This window comes from Vibrio sp. RM-69-4, assembly GCF_024743775.1.
In the GTDB taxonomy this organism is placed as follows: domain Bacteria; phylum Pseudomonadota; class Gammaproteobacteria; order Enterobacterales; family Vibrionaceae; genus Vibrio; species Vibrio anguillarum.
The window spans coordinates 160,300-179,595 of record NZ_JAMQXI010000032.1; the positions used below are offsets into that span (position 1 = coordinate 160,300).

At 45.3% G+C, this 19,296-nt stretch carries 20 protein-coding genes, 2 tRNA genes, 1 rRNA gene and 1 riboswitch; of the genes, 5 read left to right on the plus strand and 18 right to left on the minus strand.

Annotation, left to right across the window (positions count from 1 at the left end; genetic code table 11):
- Positions 1-84: 84 nt before the first annotated feature.
- The 4 genes from NB504_RS04170 to ftnA all read right to left on the minus strand — a co-directional run bounded on the left by NB504_RS04170 (position 85) and on the right by ftnA (position 3,303).
- Complete coding sequence (locus NB504_RS04170) at positions 85-1,272, minus strand: NAD(P)/FAD-dependent oxidoreductase (protein WP_258428358.1); 1,188 nt, start codon at positions 1,270-1,272, stop codon at positions 85-87.
- 142 nt (positions 1,273-1,414) lie between these two features.
- Positions 1,415-2,236, minus strand: a complete 822-nt coding sequence (locus tag NB504_RS04175; protein WP_019282127.1) for an HDOD domain-containing protein — start codon at positions 2,234-2,236, stop codon at positions 1,415-1,417.
- A 145-nt stretch (positions 2,237-2,381) separates the two neighbouring features.
- Complete coding sequence (gene uspB, locus NB504_RS04180) at positions 2,382-2,705, minus strand: universal stress protein UspB (RefSeq protein WP_010319583.1); 324 nt, start codon at positions 2,703-2,705, stop codon at positions 2,382-2,384.
- A 70-nt stretch (positions 2,706-2,775) separates the two neighbouring features.
- Positions 2,776-3,303: a non-heme ferritin gene (gene ftnA / locus NB504_RS04185; RefSeq protein ID WP_013855622.1), complete on the minus strand. Its 528-nt coding sequence runs from the start codon at positions 3,301-3,303 to the stop codon at positions 2,776-2,778.
- A gap of 154 nt (positions 3,304-3,457) precedes the next feature.
- Between ftnA and NB504_RS04190 the strand changes: the two genes are divergently transcribed.
- Together NB504_RS04190 and NB504_RS04195 are read left to right on the plus strand one after the other, a co-directional pair.
- Positions 3,458-3,883, plus strand: coding sequence for a universal stress protein (locus tag NB504_RS04190; protein ID WP_010319581.1), 426 nt, complete (start codon positions 3,458-3,460; stop codon positions 3,881-3,883).
- Between the two features lie 56 nt (positions 3,884-3,939).
- Positions 3,940-4,815, plus strand: coding sequence for a carboxylate/amino acid/amine transporter (locus tag NB504_RS04195; protein WP_088721460.1), 876 nt, complete (start codon positions 3,940-3,942; stop codon positions 4,813-4,815).
- 135 nt (positions 4,816-4,950) lie between these two features.
- Here the strand turns inward: NB504_RS04195 and NB504_RS04200 are convergent, their stop codons facing one another.
- Positions 4,951-5,397, minus strand: a complete 447-nt coding sequence (locus NB504_RS04200; protein WP_258428359.1) for a hypothetical protein — start codon at positions 5,395-5,397, stop codon at positions 4,951-4,953.
- 111 nt (positions 5,398-5,508) lie between these two features.
- A complete protein-coding gene (locus tag NB504_RS04205) occupies positions 5,509-6,288 on the minus strand; it encodes a class I SAM-dependent methyltransferase (protein WP_010319578.1) in 780 nt (259 codons plus the stop codon).
- Positions 6,289-6,443: 155 nt separating this feature from the next.
- Here NB504_RS04205 and asnC point away from each other — a divergent pair, with 155 nt between their 5' ends.
- Entirely contained in the window at positions 6,444-6,908 is a 465-nt protein-coding gene (asnC, locus tag NB504_RS04210; RefSeq protein ID WP_010319577.1) for a transcriptional regulator AsnC, read from the plus strand.
- A gap of 77 nt (positions 6,909-6,985) precedes the next feature.
- On the opposite strand, the gene NB504_RS04215 is transcribed toward asnC, so the two are convergent.
- Positions 6,986-7,267, minus strand: a complete 282-nt coding sequence (locus NB504_RS04215) for a hypothetical protein (RefSeq protein WP_017044523.1) — start codon at positions 7,265-7,267, stop codon at positions 6,986-6,988.
- A 90-nt stretch (positions 7,268-7,357) separates the two neighbouring features.
- Positions 7,358-8,557: a multidrug effflux MFS transporter gene (locus NB504_RS04220; RefSeq protein ID WP_010319414.1), complete on the minus strand. Its 1,200-nt coding sequence runs from the start codon at positions 8,555-8,557 to the stop codon at positions 7,358-7,360.
- 116 nt (positions 8,558-8,673) lie between these two features.
- On the opposite strand from NB504_RS04220, the gene NB504_RS04225 reads away from it, so the two are divergent.
- Entirely contained in the window at positions 8,674-9,615 is a 942-nt protein-coding gene (locus tag NB504_RS04225; RefSeq protein WP_026027502.1) for a LysR family transcriptional regulator, read from the plus strand.
- A 158-nt stretch (positions 9,616-9,773) separates the two neighbouring features.
- Positions 9,774-11,564 (plus strand): aminopeptidase P family protein, encoded by a 1,791-nt coding sequence (locus NB504_RS04230; protein WP_258428360.1) that lies wholly within the window; start codon positions 9,774-9,776, stop codon positions 11,562-11,564.
- A 194-nt stretch (positions 11,565-11,758) separates the two neighbouring features.
- Here the strand turns inward: NB504_RS04230 and thiH are convergent, their stop codons facing one another.
- The 10 genes from thiH to rrf form a co-directional block, all read right to left on the minus strand.
- The gene (gene thiH / locus NB504_RS04235; RefSeq protein ID WP_258428361.1) at positions 11,759-12,871 is read right to left on the minus strand and encodes a 2-iminoacetate synthase ThiH; all 1,113 of its coding nucleotides are present in this window, start codon (positions 12,869-12,871) and stop codon (positions 11,759-11,761) included.
- A 2-nt stretch (positions 12,872-12,873) separates the two neighbouring features.
- Positions 12,874-13,638 (minus strand): thiazole synthase, encoded by a 765-nt coding sequence (locus tag NB504_RS04240; protein WP_258428362.1) that lies wholly within the window; start codon positions 13,636-13,638, stop codon positions 12,874-12,876.
- Positions 13,639-13,848 (minus strand): sulfur carrier protein ThiS, encoded by a 210-nt coding sequence (thiS, locus tag NB504_RS04245; RefSeq protein WP_258428363.1) that lies wholly within the window; start codon positions 13,846-13,848, stop codon positions 13,639-13,641.
- Complete coding sequence (locus NB504_RS04250; protein ID WP_017050822.1) at positions 13,836-14,624, minus strand: HesA/MoeB/ThiF family protein; 789 nt, start codon at positions 14,622-14,624, stop codon at positions 13,836-13,838. The genes thiS and NB504_RS04250 overlap by 13 nt, the downstream gene beginning before the upstream one ends.
- Positions 14,614-15,909, minus strand: coding sequence for a thiamine phosphate synthase (gene thiE / locus NB504_RS04255; protein ID WP_258428364.1), 1,296 nt, complete (start codon positions 15,907-15,909; stop codon positions 14,614-14,616). The genes NB504_RS04250 and thiE overlap by 11 nt, the downstream gene beginning before the upstream one ends.
- A 4-nt stretch (positions 15,910-15,913) precedes the next feature.
- A complete protein-coding gene (gene thiC / locus NB504_RS04260) occupies positions 15,914-17,863 on the minus strand; it encodes a phosphomethylpyrimidine synthase ThiC (protein ID WP_258428365.1) in 1,950 nt (649 codons plus the stop codon).
- Between the two features lie 108 nt (positions 17,864-17,971).
- Positions 17,972-18,070: riboswitch (TPP riboswitch) on the minus strand.
- Positions 18,071-18,122: 52 nt separating this feature from the next.
- Positions 18,123-18,506 carry a fluoride efflux transporter CrcB gene (crcB, locus tag NB504_RS04265; RefSeq protein ID WP_013855606.1) on the minus strand — a complete coding sequence of 128 codons (384 nt, stop codon included), beginning with the start codon at positions 18,504-18,506 and terminating at the stop codon, positions 18,123-18,125.
- Between the two features lie 368 nt (positions 18,507-18,874).
- Positions 18,875-18,951, minus strand: a tRNA-Trp gene (locus NB504_RS04270).
- 60 nt (positions 18,952-19,011) lie between these two features.
- Positions 19,012-19,088 (minus strand) — tRNA-Asp (locus tag NB504_RS04275).
- A gap of 29 nt (positions 19,089-19,117) precedes the next feature.
- Positions 19,118-19,233, minus strand: a 5S ribosomal RNA gene (gene rrf / locus NB504_RS04280).
- Positions 19,234-19,296: the final 63 nt, after the last annotated feature.

Here is a 19,296-nt window from a genome sequence, read left to right on the forward strand (position 1 = left end):
TTTTTTCTAAAAAACTATCCATTGGTTTGACAGTGCTCTTCAGTGGCATTTATCGTTGAGGATGGCTTTTTATCTCGAAACAGCTTACACCCATTGTCCGGCGACATAGCCGCTTGACCAACACCATTGGAAATTATAGCCGCCAAGCCAGCCCGTCACATCCATTACCTCACCAATAAAATAGAGGCCCGGAACCGATTTGCATTCCATGGTTTTCGATGAGAGGCAATCGGTGTCTACGCCACCTAATGTGACTTCGGCTGTGCGATAACCTTCAGTACCATTGGGAAGAATCGGCCAATGTTGTAAGTCGTGTGCGATAGCGGTTATTTCGTGTGGGTTTAACTGTTTGAGCGGTTTATCGACAAAAGCTTTGCGCTCAATCAGCACTTCAACCAAACGCTTAGGCAGTACTTTCGCGAGTGTGTTTTTTACACTTTGATTCGGGTGCGCTTCACGTGATTCATTTAATAGCCGCTCGATGTCTACTTCCGGCACTAAGTTGATACTGACCTTCTGCCCCGCTTTCCAGTAAGAAGAAATTTGCAACACCGCCGGCCCAGATAAACCACGATGAGTAAACAGCAGTGCTTCTTTAAACACTGTGCCATCTTCAGTAGTGATTTCAGTTGGAATGGCAATGCCGGCTAGTTCGGCGAAATCTTCTTTATCTTGTTTATGCAGTGTAAAAGGCACGAGCCCGGCCGTGGTTGGGATCACCGCCAGTCCAAACTGCTCTGCAATTTTGTAACCAAAAGGAGTCGCACCAAGCTTGGGCATCGACAAGCCACCCGTTGCGACCACCAGTGACTGGCACTCGATCGGCCCGTCATTGGTGGTGAGCTGAAAGCCGTTTGGCACCTTATCTATCGATTGAATCTCGACTTGATAACGCTGCTTGACCGTCGGTAAATCGCACTCTTTTAGCAACATATTGACGATGTCCTTCGCCGAATCAAGGCAAAAGAGCTGGCCATGATCGCGCTCTTCAAACGCAATATTGTATTTACTGACCAGCGAGATAAAGTCCCACTGGCTGTACTGCGATAACGCTGATTTAACGAAATGGGGATTGCGGCATAAGTAGTTAGCGGCCGATAGTTCATAATTGGTGAAATTACAGCGACCGCCACCTGAGATCAAAATTTTACGGCCAGGCTTTTTGGCATGATCGAGAACGCATACGCTGCGCCCGCGCAGGCCAGCTTGCGCGGCGCACATTAGCCCGGCGGCGCCAGCACCAATAACGACAACATCAAACGACTGACTCATGCTTTCACCTTCATTTAACTAGACGCATACGCACCTAATGACAAACAAAAAGGATGCAGCGCTAGTAGCGTACATCCTTATCAATGGGGGACATTTTAACGACTAATTGAGTGAAGACAAGGTTAATCCACCAGCGACGGTATTAGACGAGCTGCTCGGCAAGCTCGCGCCCTTTTCCGCGAACGGCGTCAATTGTTTCAGCAAATGTGGCAGATATTGCCAGTACACGAGCATCTGGGTGCTCAGCCAGAAATAAGCGTTTTTCTTTTTCGGTCAGGATGTCCCATTGATGGTGGATATCACGGGCAAAATGCAATACACGGGCAAGTTTTGGTGAAAGCTGCGCTTTTTCTGGCTGCGCAGAGTAGGCGATCGCATCGACCATCTCATCAGGAAACTTCCAAGCTTTGGCTAGCTTCGCCCCCAGTACATTCGCATCGGTATGGATGATTTGCTGTTGTGCTTCTAGTTCAACTTCACCAGCATCAACACAAAGGCGAATTTTCAACGCTTCTTGCGGCGCTAATGTGTGGATCATCAATTGGCCAATGTTGTGCAATATTCCGGTAGTAAAGACGCTATTAGCATCGAGTTTACAAGCGGCCCCCAGTTTGCTGGCGATAATGGCAATTTCAAAGGTATCGGACCAATATTGCTGCAGATCCAAGGTGTCAATTTTAGGAAAAGCACTGGATAATACCGATGCCACCACCATAGTTCTCACCGAGCCACTTCCGACACGAATCACCGCATCATTGATAGAGGCCACTGTGCGGCTTCCGCCAAAATGTGCCGAATTTGCAAGGCGAAGCAGCCGCGCACTCAACACTTGTTCCATGGCAATTTTTTTTGTGAGCGCACCAAAATCGACCTCTTCCTTATTAACCATTTCGAGTAGTTCTTGTAATACTTGTTGAATACGAGGTAACTCATTCAAACGTGCGAGCAGTGCTTTTTCATCCATTATTTTTCTCCTTTCGATTGCTCTTGCTAATAATAGTCGCCGCACAATGAAGATGCATAATAGTGAAGAAATAAGTCGATGACTTTATACAGACGATAAAAAAGGAGCACGATAGCTCCTTTAATCAATACAATGACTGGCTCAATTATACGATACAAGCCGCGAAGGTTGTCACCGCCAGCAATGACATCGACAAGATAAACAGCGCTCTAACGCGATCACACTTGCCCGTAAATAGGGGATCGTGGTGATGGTGATACTCTTTACCTTTCAAATAATGGAAAAGACGAACCTGCTTGGTGACATTACCGTGAGTGGTAAAAAAGCCACCGCCATCCACTTGTTGATAAAGCAATGGATGAGCTTCACGCATGATGTAAATAAGTGAGCGTAGCGCCGTAAGATACCTGACTAGGTTAACCCCAGTGACCAGCATTAGCGCAAATAAAATTGTATCCCCAGTGATCATCTTTTCCTCCCTACACCTTTGCATAGAACCCAAAGAAAAAGACGATCGCTTCATACTCTTTCTGCTGCGATTACACAGCTTGGGTATCCATTACAGAAGATGAGCCGGCTTTTGCCATTGCGGCTAGGTCTTTGTCGATGAAGAACAGCGCCTTACCATCATCACCCACAAGCTCTAGCTTATCTAAAATCCCTTTAAACAACTTCTCTTCTTCATGTTGCTCCGCAACGTACCACTGAAGGAAGTTAAACGTTGAGTAGTCTTGAGATGTGAACGCCGCATGAGCGAGTTTATTAATCTGCTGAGTAATCATCTGCTCATGTTGATAAGTTTCGCGAAACACTTCACCAAGGCTCGTAAACTTATGTTTTGGCGCTGCGATCGCACCAAGGATAGGCAGTGCACCCGTTTCACTCACGTAGGTGAATAAACGCTGCATGTGCTGCATTTCTTCTACGGCATGAGCGCGTAAAAACTCGGCAGCACCTTCAAATCCTTTATCTTCACACCAAGCACTCATTTGTAAGTATAGATTGGATGAAAAAAATTCCAGATTAATTTGTTCATTCAGTTTTTCAACCATAGCTTGTGACAACATGTCGACTCCTAGTTTATGTAACGATTTGAATTGACTATACCATGAACCTCACCATAACACTTTGAGCCAGGTATGCGGATATGAGATCACGACGACAAAAAACTCTCGGCCTCAGTGCTAATCTTTAATTAGTACCCCATCAGGAGATAATACAATGAGTTATCAACATATTTTGGTTGCCATTGATCTTTCAGAAGACAGTAAACTCTTAGTCGACAAAGCTGTTGCACTGGCAAAACCACTCGATGCTGACGTTTCTTTCATTCACATTGATGTCAACTATGCCGAGCTGTATACCGGACTCATTGATATCAATTTAGCAGAAACTCAACATCACGCGATGGAAGCGTCACAAAAGCAGCTGCAAGCCTTAGCGGAACACGCGCAATACCCTATCCGCCATACACTAGTAGGCAGCGGCGACCTCAGTAATGAGCTCTGCGAAACCATCGCTGAATTCAGTGTTGATTTGGTGGTCTGCGGTCATCATCAAGATTTTTGGAGCAAGTTACTCTCATCCACTCGGCAACTGATTAACTGTTCGCCAGTCGACATGCTTGTAATACCACTTCACGACTGACGACAAGCCAAAACTCGGTTAGACTGCGGGTTATTTACTGTTCAGTGTTGTTTGTTATGGCCTATCTCTCTGCAGTCACCCTACTTTGGGCATTTTCATTTAGCTTGATCGGCGTTTATCTCGCCGGTCAAGTTGATTCTTGGTTCGCGGTTTGGATGCGCGTTGCATTAGCGAGCTTAGTATTTCTGCCTTTGATCAGGTTTAAAACCGTTCCCGCTCCGTTGATCGCTAAGTTGATGACCATTGGTGGAATTCAACTGGGCCTGATGTACTGTTTCTACTATCAATCATTTTTACTGCTATCGGTTCCTGAAGTTTTGCTGTTTACGGTGTTTACACCTATCTACGTCACGCTGATCTACGATCTACTGAAAGGCCGCTTTTCTCCGTGGTACTTAGTGACGGCGGCCATTGCCGTAATCGGTGCCGTTTTTATTAAATTTGCAGCAATAAACGAGCACTTTTTGCTGGGTTTTTTGGTGGTGCAAGGGGCTAACCTCTGTTTTGCTATCGGCCAAGTGGCTTATAAATACGTCATGGAAAAAGAGACCATCACTTTAGCGCAACACAGCGTATTCGGTTATTTCTACTTAGGTGCATTGGTGGTGGCAAGCGTGGCATTTTTACTGTTTGGCAATAGTGAAAAACTGCCCACTACCTCTTTGCAATGGGGTATTTTGATCTACTTAGGGGTAATTGCTTCTGGGCTTGGTTACTTCGTGTGGAACAAAGGAGCCTGTTTAGTCAATGCAGGCGCATTAGCGATTATGAATAATGCGCTGGTTCCCGCCGGATTAGTGGTGAACATTCTGATTTGGAATCGCGACGTAGATTTAATCCGCCTTGCAATTGGCGGCGTGATCATTTTGTTCTCACTGTGGGTCAATGAAACTTGGGTAAAGCGCAAAGTCGCTGCCAGCCGTACTCACTGAATCAGGTTGAGCGTTAAAAACAACAAAGCCCGCAATCATCGCGGGCTTTGTTGTTGAAAAATAGGCTTAACGTGGCTCGGTTTAACTCACCATCTGTTTTCAGTAAACCATCTATTTTTAGTAAACTATCTGTTTTTAGTGAATCTGCCGTTGTAGTGAACGTTCACTAACCGCAGAAATTCGTTGATTCACATCGGCAAACTTTACTTGTAATGTCGGGTGTTTCTTTAACAGTTTTTGCTGCTGTTTCAGCACTTTTTCTAACTTATTCAGTACTTTTTTCTGTTTTTTTAACGCTTTCTTGCTCTGTTTTTCCGAACGCTTGGCGGCCTTTTTACCTTTGTCCGTCATGCCATTTGACGTACCAGAACGCCGTTGTTTCTTCCCTTCCGAAACAAGCTTTGTCGATGCACTCGGGATAACAGCAGGCTTACACAGCGTGTTTTTATCCGATGATGAGCGAGCACATGAGCGACAAAGAAATTTTGGCGCAGCCACAATCTGATGGATATCCCCAAGCTGGCTAGTAATATCGTGTCGGTTCAATTTGCATAAACGCTTATTCATGTACGCCTCGATCACGAATAGGAATAATTATTAGTTAGATATACAATTCCAAACACGATTAAGCAAGCACTAAATTACATCTATGGGCCACGAGATTTTCTCGCCAAAGCTAACGTATTGAATGCGTTAGATCATCGCCGCTTTCACATACACATCAAAACGATTTTTCTTGGTTTCAATCGCCATACTCGGCTTTTGTTTGTCTAACCAATCGGCATAGTCAGGACGCTTCACCACCACGCGTTTGGTCGCCAAACTCAAGGCTGGGTTTAATAATGCATCAGCATCCAAGTCAGCGCCCACCAGCGATTGAAAGACGCGCATCTCCTTTTTTACCAAAGCCGTTTGTTTTTTACTTTCCGGGTGCGGGTACATGGGGTCAAGATACACCACATCTGGCTTTACAAAATCTTCATCTTGCGCAAGTTTTTCGAGCGCATCATGACTCGAAGCGTGAAGTAACGACATTCGCTCGCTTACCCAGCCACCAATCTCCGCATCTTGCTTGGCACGCTCTAAACCATCATCGAGCAGCGCGGCCACAACGGGATGTCGCTCAACCATTTGCACTTTACAACCAAGCGAGGCCAATACAAAAGCATCACGACCTAACCCGGCCGTTGCATCTAACACGGTCGGTGTCGCTCCTTTGTTTAGTCCAGCAGCTTTGGCTATCGACTGACCTTTACCGCCACCAAATTTACGTCGGTGAGCAACCGCTCCCGTGACTAAATCGACATAAATAGCGCCGAGTTTAGGCTCATCCAGTTTACGCAACTCAAGACGATACTGAGTTAATACCAAGGCAAATGGGCTCTCAGCGCATGGTTTTAATCCCCAACGCGCGGCTAATGTATCCAAATGTGCTTGCTGAGCAGGAACTTCGCAAATCAGTTGTAGCTGCAAGTTAACTCCGAAACAAAGGAAATAATGAGGAGGCTTGAGTTTACCCAATTTTCACCGACGTGACTAAAGCTTATCGCTTTTCTTAAATGGCGGCTTACGAGAAACAACGACCAGTGATAAACTGAGCGAACCATTTCAATGATAAGGATGCTGTGATGCAAGCCACTACCGCTAAACTGGACGAACTCGACCGCGCCATTTTAAAAATTTTAATGGACGATGCACGTACGCCCTACGCAGAAATGGCCAAGCAGTTCAACGTTAGTCCTGCCACTATCCATGTTCGCATTGAAAAGATGAAATCGGCCGATATCATTCAGGGTACGGAAGTGATCGTCAATACCAAAAAATTGGGTTATGACGTGTGTTGTTTTATCGGTATCAATCTCAATGCCGCGCGAGACTACCATTCGGCGCTCGCCAAACTCAATGCGCTGGATGAAGTGGTGGAAGCCTATTACACCACAGGAGCCTATAATATTTTTGTGAAGTTAATGTGCCGCTCGATTGAGGAATTACAATTTGTGCTGATCGACAAATTACAGGCAATTGATGAAGTGCAATCCACAGAGACGCTTATTTCCTTGCAGAACCCGATTAACCGAAATGTGAATCCTTAATCACCAAAGCTGCAAACACCACGCAATAAAAAGCCCGAAACTAAATTCCGGGCTATGGCATCGGTACTGATAATAAATTATTTGTTCAGATAAGTTAAAAGCTCTTCAGCCGAAATACCCTGCTTTGCCAATTCCTTCGCCATGATTTCGACTTGCTCGCCTTTACGCGCTTCAATCACTTGTTGAAACTGAAAGACTAAATCACGCAGAACTGGTAATGGTACTTGTTTGGCGGCACTGCGAATACGCTCACTACTTTGGTTGCCTAATTCATTCAGCAATTTTCCGAACATGACCTTTTCTGGAGACTCGTCGAGTTGTTCCCAAATTCGAGCCATTTCATAGGTTGTCATTGACATTGTTGTTTCGTTTCCAAAGTGCAATTGAAATAATTAAGTGACTAAATATACACCCGTTAAAAAGAATATAAAACAGCAGGTGACAATTTATTAATTCACCACTAATTGATGCCAATAACGCCCTGCTTTAGAAAACAGGATAAACAACGCTGGCGCAATCAGCCACATTTGCAGTGCAATTAATATCTGAGGTTCTAACCCAACACGCTGCATGGTGCCAACTAACAGGCCTGCACCACTCATCTGAAACAAACCAAGCAGTGCTGCGGCGGTTCCCGCACGGTCACCAAATGGCGCCAGTGCTTTTCCTGCGGCCGCTCCCAGAATCCAAGCAAAACCGATTGATGACATAAAAATGGGCAGCATAAAGGCAATCGCCGTTTTCTGTTGTGCCAGCGCGACCATGGTAGTCCCCGCAACCAATAACGTGCCAATTCCAACCACCAGCGCCATATGGGTACCAAACCTATCCATAAATTTCGGCGCACTTAGGCAGGCAACGATATTAATGATGGCATTGAGTCCAAACCAGAAAGTAAATTCATTCATGGTTAATCCATAACCTTCCATCAATACCACTGGGGCAGAAGTTACATAGGCTAAAATAACCGCCATCGCTAACATACATAATGAAGCATGGAAGAGAAAAGATGGTGTTTTCAATACGGACCAGTAACGCGATAACTTAAAGAACGCTTGCTGTTCGGTGGCTTGCGGGTTGGTTTCTTTCATACCAATCACCATCATTAAACCCGCGACCACGGCAAAACCAGCCATAAAGCTGAAGTTACTGCGCCAGCCAAATTGCTGAGTTAACCAACTACCAAGGATTGGCGCTAATGCAGGAATAAAACAGATTGCACCATTTAAGTAGCTGATCATTTTGCCGCTACGTTGTGGGCCAAAAATATCGCGAACTGTTGCAAAAGCCGCTACCGATGTCGCGCACGCACCGAAGCCTTGTAGTAGCCGAGCCATCAGCATCCATTCAATACTTTGAGCGGCCCACGCCAAGCAAGCACTCAATGCATAAATACTGATCCCTCCTAATGCAACAGTTCGACGACCGAGTTTGTCCGCTAGCGGGCCAGCAAAGAGTTGACCGACTCCCATAGCAAACAGAAACCAAGTAATCGTATCTTGTGCATAAGCGTGTTCCACGTGAAACGTTTGAGAAATTTGCGGTAAAGCTGGTAGATAAATATCAATCGCTAACGGGCTAAACAGAACCAACAAAATCAGTAATGCCAATTGACGCTTACTATGCGCGTCAGAGGTTATTTGCTTCACGAAACACTCCAGTAATGAGAAAGAACACACTTTTACAACTCGGCTATAATAGAGCAATGATGATATGAATAGAAATGGCTTATACTCATCACAATTATTCCCAAATGGAAATACAGATGAATATAGAAAAATTAGCCAGAATCGATCTTAATTTGCTTGTTTGTCTGTCCGTACTGCTAGAAGAACTGAACGTAACGCGCGCCGCCCATCGCCTCTGTTTGAGTCAATCTGCCGTCAGTAAATCGCTTGCCAAGCTTCGTCAGCAGTTTAATGACCCGTTGTTTATTCGTAATTCACATGGCTTAAAGGCAACGCCGCAGGCGCTCTATCTCAAACCCAAACTCGACACTCTCATCAATCAGCTCGAGCTACTCACTCAACCACAACAATTTTCACCACAAAGCAGTGAATACCGTTTTCATATTGCGGCAGTAGAAAGCGTCTACCCATTAATTCTCCCTCATTTTTTGCCCGCTATTTTCAGCCAAGGTCCAAATCTCAACATCAACACTCACTCATGGAACGATCAAACCTTTAAGAAATTGCAGCTTGGTGAGTTGGATTTAGGCATTACCGGCAAGGACATTGATATCAACGATGCCAAATTAACGATGCTGCCACCCAGTGATATCTGTGAGCAAGAGATCTATCGAGATAGCCAAATGTGCGTGGTACGTAAAGACCACCCAGCATTGCGAGATAATTGGACGTTAGAGCGCTATTTGTCGCTACGTCACGTACAAGTACGCTGTGATGGTAATGATCGCTGGCTACTCGACTATCGCTTGGCGGATATCGGCCGAGAAAGGGACATCGCAATTACAGTACCGGATTTTAATAGTGCCGCCAGCCTTTGTACTTATACTGATTTTATCTTTACCGCGCCGAGCCACTTCACCCACCTAGTAGCCAAGCAGATGGATCTCGTCGTTTTGCCATTACCGATGGAATTTCCACCTATGGCTTATACGTTATTTTGGCACAGAGACAGAGAAAGTGACCCCGCATTGAGCTGGTTAAGGCAGATGATCCAAACCAAAACACTGCATCTCAGATGAAGCTGCGGTTTGCGCCAGTTCGATAAAAAGAGTAGCTTATTGAAGCTCGTCCCCATCGCCACAACCCCATAGACACAATAATAAAGTCAGGGTTTGCTATGGATTTGCACAGTTCCCTACACCTACAACGGACGGTTATGAGAAAGGATATAACACAGATGCATGATTCAATCGCACAACGCGTATCAGCCTTACGTGGCTGGCTCACACAACAAGGGCTTGATGCCATCATCATTCCACACGAAGATGAATATCTCGGGGAATATGTACCGCAACACAACGAACGCCTGCATTGGTTAACTGGTTTTACTGGCTCGGCAGGCGCGGCTGTGGTCACCCACGATAGCGCGGCTATTTTTGTGGATGGCCGCTATACCGTGCAAGTTCGTAAACAAGTGCCAGAGGCAACCTTTGAGTACCGTCACTTGATTGAAGAGCCCGTTCTCGATTGGCTCCAAAGCGCATTGGTCTCAGGTAGTAAAGTGGGATTTGATCCGCGCATGCATCGAGCAAGCTGGCTTAAAGCAGCACAGGCAAAATTGTCTGATGAGTTACAGCTTATTGCCGTCGGCAGTAACCCAATCGATGAATTATGGAAGGACCGTCCTAGCGCTGCAATTTCAGCAGTGCGCTTGATGGGTAATGAACTCGTCGGTATCAGTAGCCATTATAAGCGTGAGCAAATAGCTCATCAGCTGAGTAAGAAAAAGATTGATGCGGCGGTACTGACAGAACTTGATTCCATCTGCTGGCTGCTAAATATCCGTGGCCTTGATGTTTCCCGATTACCAGTATTACTTTCCCATGCCATTATTTATGCTGACTCCAACGTCGATTTCTTCCTTGACCCTGCTCGTCTTCCTGCGGAATTTGACAAGCATGTCGGTGGCGGCGTTCGCGTTCACCATCCAGATCAATTAGAAAAGCAGCTTAACTTACTCGCAGGTAAAAAGGTGATGATCGATCCTGCTACCAGTAATGCATGGTTTACGCTGACTTTACAAAATTCCGCTGCTGAAATCATTAATGACGCTGATCCGTGCTTACTGCTAAAAGCTGCAAAAAATGCAACCGAAGTCTCTGGAATGAAAGCGTGCCACGTGCGTGATGGTGTGGCGATGACGAAATTTCTTGCTTGGTTGGATAATGAAGTGACCAGCCAAAGACTGCACGACGAAGGTTATTTATCTGACCGCTTACAAGCATTTAGAGAGGAAGACCCAACTCTAGCCGATCTTAGTTTTGATACTATTTCAGCGGCAGGCAGTAATGCAGCTATGTGCCATTACAACCACATCAACCAAGTAAAACCAGGACAATTAGCTCAAGACTCACTTTATCTTGTCGATTCTGGCGGCCAATATTGTGATGGTACGACTGATATTACGCGTACCATTGCCATTGGTAACCCCAGTGAAGAGATGAAAAAACAGTTCACTTTAGTGCTGAAAGGTCATATTGCATTAGCCAGAGCACGCTTTCCAAAAGGTACCTGTGGTCATCAGCTTGATGTACTTGCCCGTCAGCACCTATGGGCTAATGGCTTCGATTATGATCATGGCACTGGTCATGGAGTCGGCCACTTTTTGAGTGTCCATGAAGGGCCACAACGCATCAGCAAAGTTTTCAACAACGTCGCACTGCTTCCGGGTATGGTACTGTCGAACGAGCCCGGTTATTACCGTGCCGATGCGTTTGGCATTCGTATAGAAAACTTAGAACTGGTAGTCGAAGTTGAAACACAAGGTGATTTCTCTGTGTTGGGGTTTGAGTCTCTCACGCGTTGCCCGATTGATAAGCGCGCGATCAACATCAATATGTTAACTCGACCAGAGCTCACATGGTTAAATGACTACCATCAAAAAGTATGGGATCAAGTTAGCCCACTCGTTGAGGGTGATAACAAAGCGTGGTTGCGCCAAGCGACACTGCCTATTGAGCATGATTAAACTTCAACATGATAAAACAAATGCGCTGTAGGTAGTCTCTGTGTAGTAACTTAACCTAGAAAGATGAAAGGCGACCTCGGGTCGCCTTTACTTTAACTTATGATTCTCTTAACTCGAATTCACCTTATTAGCCAAATCACCATACTTTAATGAATGCATCCATATGTTTCACGTGAAACGTGCAAGCCATGACCTCATCCAGAATAGGCAGCATGCCAATCTCGCCACACAACTTCAAAGCCTTGCCCTTTAACAGCGGCGGCAACTTGTGCGGCTGTACGTTCATCGCTAATCACAAATTGCTCAAGCTCGGCCTCTTGCATTGCATAACCTCCAGGCTGTGTTTTTGATCCCGCCGATATGCTGGTGATCCCCAGTGGAATGAGCTTATCCCTAAAGTGCGCCGATTCGCGGGTAGAAAGCGAGAGTTCCACTTCTGAATTGAGCAAGCGAAATGCACAGATGAGCTGAACCAGTTGCTTGTCAGACATAACCGATTTAGGTTGCAGCCCACCTTCACAAGGTCGCAAGCGAGGAAACGAAATTGAATAGCGCGTCTTCCAATATCTCTTTTCAAGATAATCCAGGTGAGCGGCCACGTAAAAACAATCGGCCCGCCAATCTTCCAAGCCAATCAAAGCGCCAAGACCAATCTTATCAATCCCCGCCCGGGCAAGTCGGTCCGGTGTTTCAAGGCGAAAGTTAAAATCCATTTTGTTGCCTCGCAAATGATGTAAAGCGTAAGTCGATGGATGATAAGTCTCTTGATATACCATTACCGCATCTAAACCTAAGCTCTTTAGCTCCGCATAGTGCGCTTGCTGAAGCGGTTGAACCTCCATAGCAACATAGCTGACTTGACGCTTTATCAACGGCAGTATCTGCCGGAAATAGTTCATGCCTACTTTGGTTTCATGCTCACCGGTTACCAGCAACACATTATCAAACTGCATCTGCTTGATAACCGCTAATTCACGTTCAACTTCATGCAAACTTAATGTACGCCGCTTGATGCGATTCTCCATCGAAAATCCACAATAAGTGCACGCATTGGCACACAAATTTGAAAGATAAAGCGGGATATAAAAAGAAAGAGTATTGCCAAAGCGTTGCCTCGTCAGTGAGTAAGAAAGTTGCGCTAACTGCTCGATATAAGGCTCAGCAGCAGGAGAGATTAATGCCTTAAAATCCTCCAAATCGCGCTTCTCTTTATGCAATGCTCGCTCGACATCTGACGCTGTTTTGGAACGGATTGATAACGCAATATCGTCCCAATCGAGTTGTTTGAAACGTTCTAAAAAGCTCATCGCTATTGATCCAAAAATGCAGTTAGAGGGCTGGATGCGATAGCATGATGAACCTGAGTTGCAAGCCCAGCCTCATAAGCCATTCGACCCGACTCCACCGCCAACTTAAATGCCAACGCCATTTGTATCGGATCGCGCGCGGCCGCAATTGCGGTGTTAACTAAGACTGCATCCGCGCCCAATTCCATCGCAAAAGCCGCATGCGATGGCGCGCCAATACCGGCATCAATAATCACGGGGACACGAGCTTGGTTGATGATGATTTCTAAAAAATCTCGTGAGAGCAGCCCCTTATTCGATCCAATTGGCGCACCTAATGGCATTACGGCCGCGCACCCCACCTCCTCTAAACGCTTACACAACACGGGGTCAGCATGGCAATAAGGTAATACGATAAATCCATCTTTCACTAATTGTTCCGCTGCCTTTAACGTTTCGATAGGGTCAGGCATCAGATACTTAGGATCGGGATGAATTTCTAGCTTCAGCCAAGATGTCGATAACGCTTCACGCGCTAAATGGGCTGCAAAAATCGCATCCTTCGCATTTTTCGCACCCGATGTGTTGGGTAAAAGATGGACGCCTGACTCGATAAGTGGCGCTAAAATATCATCATTTAGTTGATTAAGATCGACTCGCTTTAATGCCATTGTCGCCATTTGTGAACCAGATATGGCAATAGCTTTTGTCATTAACTCTCGGTTGGCAAATTTCCCCGTACCAGTGAACAGGCGAGATTCAAACTGTTTATTCGCTATCGTTAACATTTAGCCTCCTGCAATGGCTTGAAACAGCGATATTTGGTCGCCTTCACTTAATAGGGTCGTTGACCACGCACTACACGGCACTACGCTCTGATTCAGGGCAAACACGCAACCGGTAATAGCGATAGAAAGCAGTTTGGTGAGATCCGCAATACTGGTTCCCGCTGAAACTTGATGAAACTGCTGATTAATCTTGATGGTTATATCTGACATGTGGCTTCTCCCTTCATCTGATCAGTCTGTGGATACCCACACACCTCGCACTGAGGATCTTTAACAACATTTAAGGTTTGGAATTGAAACAAATGAGCATCAAACAGTGTCAGTTGGTTAGCATTACGCATCGTCTGTCGAGTCAATATCATGATGGCTTGTAAAGCTTGCAGGGTTCCGATGATTCCGACGACAGGCCCCAGAATACCGAATTCATTACAACGCTGCGCGGCAGGCAGTTCGCTATCAGGCACTAAACAGTGATAACAAGGTGACAACGGCAGTTGATCAAAAGCAATGACTTGCCCCTTCCATCCAATAGCCGAACCTGAAATCAATGGCTTAATTAGTTTGCGGCACAACTGGTTAATTTGCTGACGACTGTGGATGTTATCCGTGCAGTCAAGAACGACATCAGCATTAAGCACTTCCAGTTCGAGCTGAGTACCAATAAGGCGTTTAGATATCGCTCTTACTCTGCAATCAAGGTTGATGGCTTTAATTTGCTCTGCCATCGCATCGACTTTGGTTTGACCAATTTGCCTCTCTCGGTAGATCACCTGCCGAGGTAAGTTGCTGCTTTCAACTCGGTCATCATCCACTATTACCAGTTGTCCAATACCAGCACTCGCCAAATACAAAACAGCCGCAGACCCTAAACCACCACAACCAATAACCAGCACTCGGCTATCAAGTAAAGATTGCTGTCCATTCTCACCTATTTCAGGGAGCGCAAGTTGCCTTTGATAACGGATAAATTGCGCATCAGAAAGCATAATCACATACCTCCTCAGCACTACTTGGTAATCGGTTTTGTATGATTCGATTGAAACTATCAATGACCAACTGAGGTGATTTTGCTTCTGTCACTGCACGTACAACGGCCAAGCCTGATACATCGCACTGCCAAACTTGCAATGCGTTCTCTAGGTTAATTCCGCCAATTGCAACTGTGGGTATTTTTGCACTTACAACTTCATCTGAGTTGGCGGCACAACTTAAACTCTCAATTAGCTGCTGGTAAAGTTTCAACCTAACAAGCCCCTGTGGCTTAGAGGACATAATTTTGGTGGTGGTTGGGAATATGTGACCCAAAGCGATATAGCTGAGATTTAGTGAAGCGATGTTCAGAATCTCATAATAGCCGTGAGTTGAAATACCTAAACAGATCCCAGCTTGAGCAATTTGTGCTAAATCTGCATTGGTGAGATCTTCTTGTCCAAGATGAATGCCAAAAGCACCATGCTTTATCGCAAGCTGCCAATGATCATTAATAAAAACCTGTGCTTGATAGGCTTGTCCAAGCTCAATAGCGGCGATAATTTGTGATTCGAGATCAGGATGTGTTGAATCTTTTATTCGCAGTTGGATTGTCTTTACATCAAACTTCAATAACCGCTCGACCCACTCAGCGCTATCCACAACAGGGTAAAGGCCAATATTTTTGTCTATCTTTGGAAAACAGATATGATTTTGTTTATCGTCAGCAAAGATGCCAGCTACTGAATGTTGTAGCTGAGGAAAATATCGGCTATCCGTTGGCCATGTTTCACGTGAAACACTCATTGCCGCGCGAGCAACCACTAAAGCATCCTCTAGTGGAAAGTCGAGACACAACAATGATAGAACCCAAGCAAAGTGCTCACTCTTTGCATCAGCAACATGAGCATTCGTAGAATATCTTATACGACGCAGCTCTTCTCCGTGATACCACTCATCAACATAGTCGTGTGAGTCAGCAGCTGTAAGCCCTATCTTGACCAAACCAGTTTCTCGTTTCTGGGAGTGCTCAAATGGCATTTGAGCGCAAAAATTGACTTGGTATTGCAAGAATAAATTGGGCTTATCAGTTAAAACACTTAGCGCATCTTCGCACGAGGCTAAGCAATCGCTGCCAATCAAAGATGAGTATGAAGGCGTTACTAATTGACAATATAAAGTTGGGCTGGCACCCAAAAAAATATCATCGATATCAAAACCATGATGCTTGGCCAATAGCAAAACCTGTTGTACTTGAGCAGTCAACGCAATGTCATCACGGGGGATAAGTAATTGAATCATCTAATTACTCCTCGCTAACGACTGACCGTTGAGTAACAGCAGGATGATAAAGCTCTGATCCTGAGGCTTTAAACTCTTGTGATTTCTGTCTCATGCCTTGTAACGGGTCATCTAGCAGCGTAACGGAAATGAGCGCATCAGCAGCAACTTGCTTGGTATCTAGCGCATACTCTCGAACCTCTTGAGAGATTTTCATCGAGCAGAATTTCGGCCCGCACATAGAGCAAAAATGCGCAACTTTACCAGACTCTTGCGGAAGAGTTTCATCGTGAAAAGCACGCGCCGTAACTGGGTCTAATGCAAGATTGAATTGGTCTTCCCAACGAAACTCAAAACGTGCTTTCGATAACGCATTATCGCGCACTTGTGCTCCCGGGTGCCCTTTCGCAAGGTCTGCAGCATGTGCTGCCAATTTATAAGTAATTAAACCCGTTTTAACATCTTCTTTGTTTGGTAAACCAAGGTGCTCTTTCGGTGTTACATAGCAAAGCATCGCGCAGCCATACCAGCCAATCATCGCAGCACCAATACCGGAAGTGATGTGATCATATCCCGGAGCAATATCGGTAGTTAATGGGCCCAAAGTATAGAATGGCGCTTCATGGCAATGCTTTAATTGTTCATCCATATTCTCTTTAATCAAATGCATGGGGATATGGCCAGGGCCTTCAATAATGACCTGTACATCATATTCCCACGCTATTTTGGTCAACTCACCTAAAGTGCGCAGCTCTGCAAATTGTGCTTCATCGTTAGCATCGGCAATGGATCCTGGCCGTAGTCCATCCCCTAAGGAAAGGGCGACGTCATACTTGGCGCAAATTTCACAAATTTCACGGAAATGAGTGTAAAGAAAACTCTCAGTATGATGGGCTAAACACCATTTAGCGATAATAGAGCCGCCACGCGAAACGATGCCCGTAACACGTTTCGCGGTCATTGGCACATAACGAAGCAATAAACCAGCATGAATTGTAAAGTAATCAACACCTTGCTCCGCTTGCTCGAGTAAGGTATCGCGCATTACTTCCCATGATAAATCCTCCGCAATACCATTTACTTTTTCCAATGCTTGATACATGGGCACAGTGCCAATCGGTACGGGACTATTACGCAAAATCCATTCTCGAGTTTCGTGAATATTGCGCCCAGTAGAGAGATCCATCACGGTATCCCCACCCCAGCGGGTTGCCCATACCAATTTTTCAACCTCTTCTTCAATTGATGAAGAGACGGATGAGTTACCGATATTCGCATTCACTTTGACGAGAAAATTACGACCAATGATCATCGGCTCTGATTCCGGATGGTTAATATTCGACGGGATAATGGCTCGTCCTTCGGCAACTTCACGACGCACAAACTCAGGAGTTATTCGCTTTGGTAGATTAGCCCCCAAATGAATCCCTGCATGTTGCTGGCTCAGCTGTGCATCCATACACTCTCCCCGTCGCGTATTTTCGCGAATGGCAATGTATTCCATTTCGGGTGTGATAACACCTTGCCGCGCATAATGAAGTTGAGTAACGCACTTCCCTTTCTTTGCTCGGCGTATGGCTGGCAAGTTCCCATAACGTAGTTCGTCCAATGTATCATCAGATAAACGTTCTTTAGTGTAAGCAGAACTGACCTCATCAAGCCACTCGGTATCATCCCGCTCAGCGATCCATTTTTCCCTTAATTTAGGCAAACCTTGATATAAGTCGATAGTATGAGATGGGTCGGTATAGACACCTGAAGTGTCATAAACGCATATAGATTCATTCGGTTGATAAATCGGTGAGGACTTTGTGCCCCCGACCAAGCTGTCAGCTAGTTTAATCTCACGCATTGGCACGCGGATATCCGAACGTGAACCAGTAATATAGGTTTTAGAGGAATTTGGGTAGGGTTCGACAGACAATGTGTCAATGAATTGTTTGGCTTCCAGTCTCGCTTGTTTGCGACTCGACATAGCATCTTCCTTTTTGTACTAGGGATAAATGCTTGACGGATTAATGCACAAGAGTTGATCAAAATGGAATTTTAATCTTAAAGATATAACGCTAGATAGATCACCAGCAGGTTATATTCTCTTGTTCCCTTCGCAGGTATTAGCCTGATCAGGTTCAACGGATCCCGAAAATACGGTCTCAGCCTTATGGCACTCCGACAAGTTGAGTCACGATTATAGGGAAAGACTATCCATTAACCAAGATGAAATTGTAATTTCGTTAACTTCTCATCAACAACTGGAAACCTATCCAAGCCGCTGAGATACTTAGCACCACGTTTAATAAGACATTAACACCCATTTTCAGAAAGGCTCCTTGCTGCATCAGCAATACATTATCCATAGAGAATGTAGAAAATGTGGTTAATGCACCCAAGAAACCCAAACCAATAATCTGGCGCCATGGCTCAGTTGCAAGTAATTCACTCTCAAAAGCAGCGATCAATAATCCCATAATAAATGAGCCGACAACGTTAACGGTGAGCGTTCCATAAGGAAACCCGCGTCCTAACAAGAACACACATAGCTCGGTAACTAGATAACGTGCACATGCGCCAAATGCGCCACCTAATGCAATAAAACCTAAAATAGACAGCTGTCCCATAACGAATTCCTAAAAGTAACCGTCGTTATTTTAACCGCTAAGCATAATAAATCGAACCTAATTACTAAAATAATCAAGGAAAGTTATGCTGATAATCTAGTGCTTTTAAAAAGTTACATCCGTCACTTACTGAGTAAATGGATAAGCTAAACCGCTCTTAATGCCAATTGAAGTAACAATATGATCTAATTAAGGCTATTTCACGCTCGGGATCGCTTTCTTGGATACAGCTTGAGTACAGAGAGCTGGCCACAAAAATGTGCCGAAGGGATGAGGTAAACGGAATTAGTTAATTTTTCGGATTGCTATCTATAGAGGAAGTGAACAGATAGCAAAAAGCCTCAGCATTTCTGCGGAGGCTTGATAGATGGCAGGGGTGGAGAGATTCGAACTCCCAACACGCGGATTTGGAATCCGCTGCTCTGCCAGTTGGAGCTACACCCCTAAATAATTTATGCTTCTCATTGAAGAAAACCTCAACATAACTGCTGAGGCTCTTAATAAGTGGCGGAGCGGACGGGACTCGAACCCGCGACCCCCGGCGTGACAGGCCGGTATTCTAACCAACTGAACTACCGCTCCGCAGCGTGTCTGGTTAGACAATATTCAAAGCCTGGCGATGTCCTACTCTCACATGGGGAGACCCCACACTACCATCGGCGCTGTTGTGTTTCACTTCTGAGTTCGGCATGGAATCAGGTGGGTCCACAACGCTATGGTCGCCAAGCAAATTTCTTAATTCGGAAAGCTGCTTCGTTCTCATTCACACATTCAATGTTCTTTCATTGAG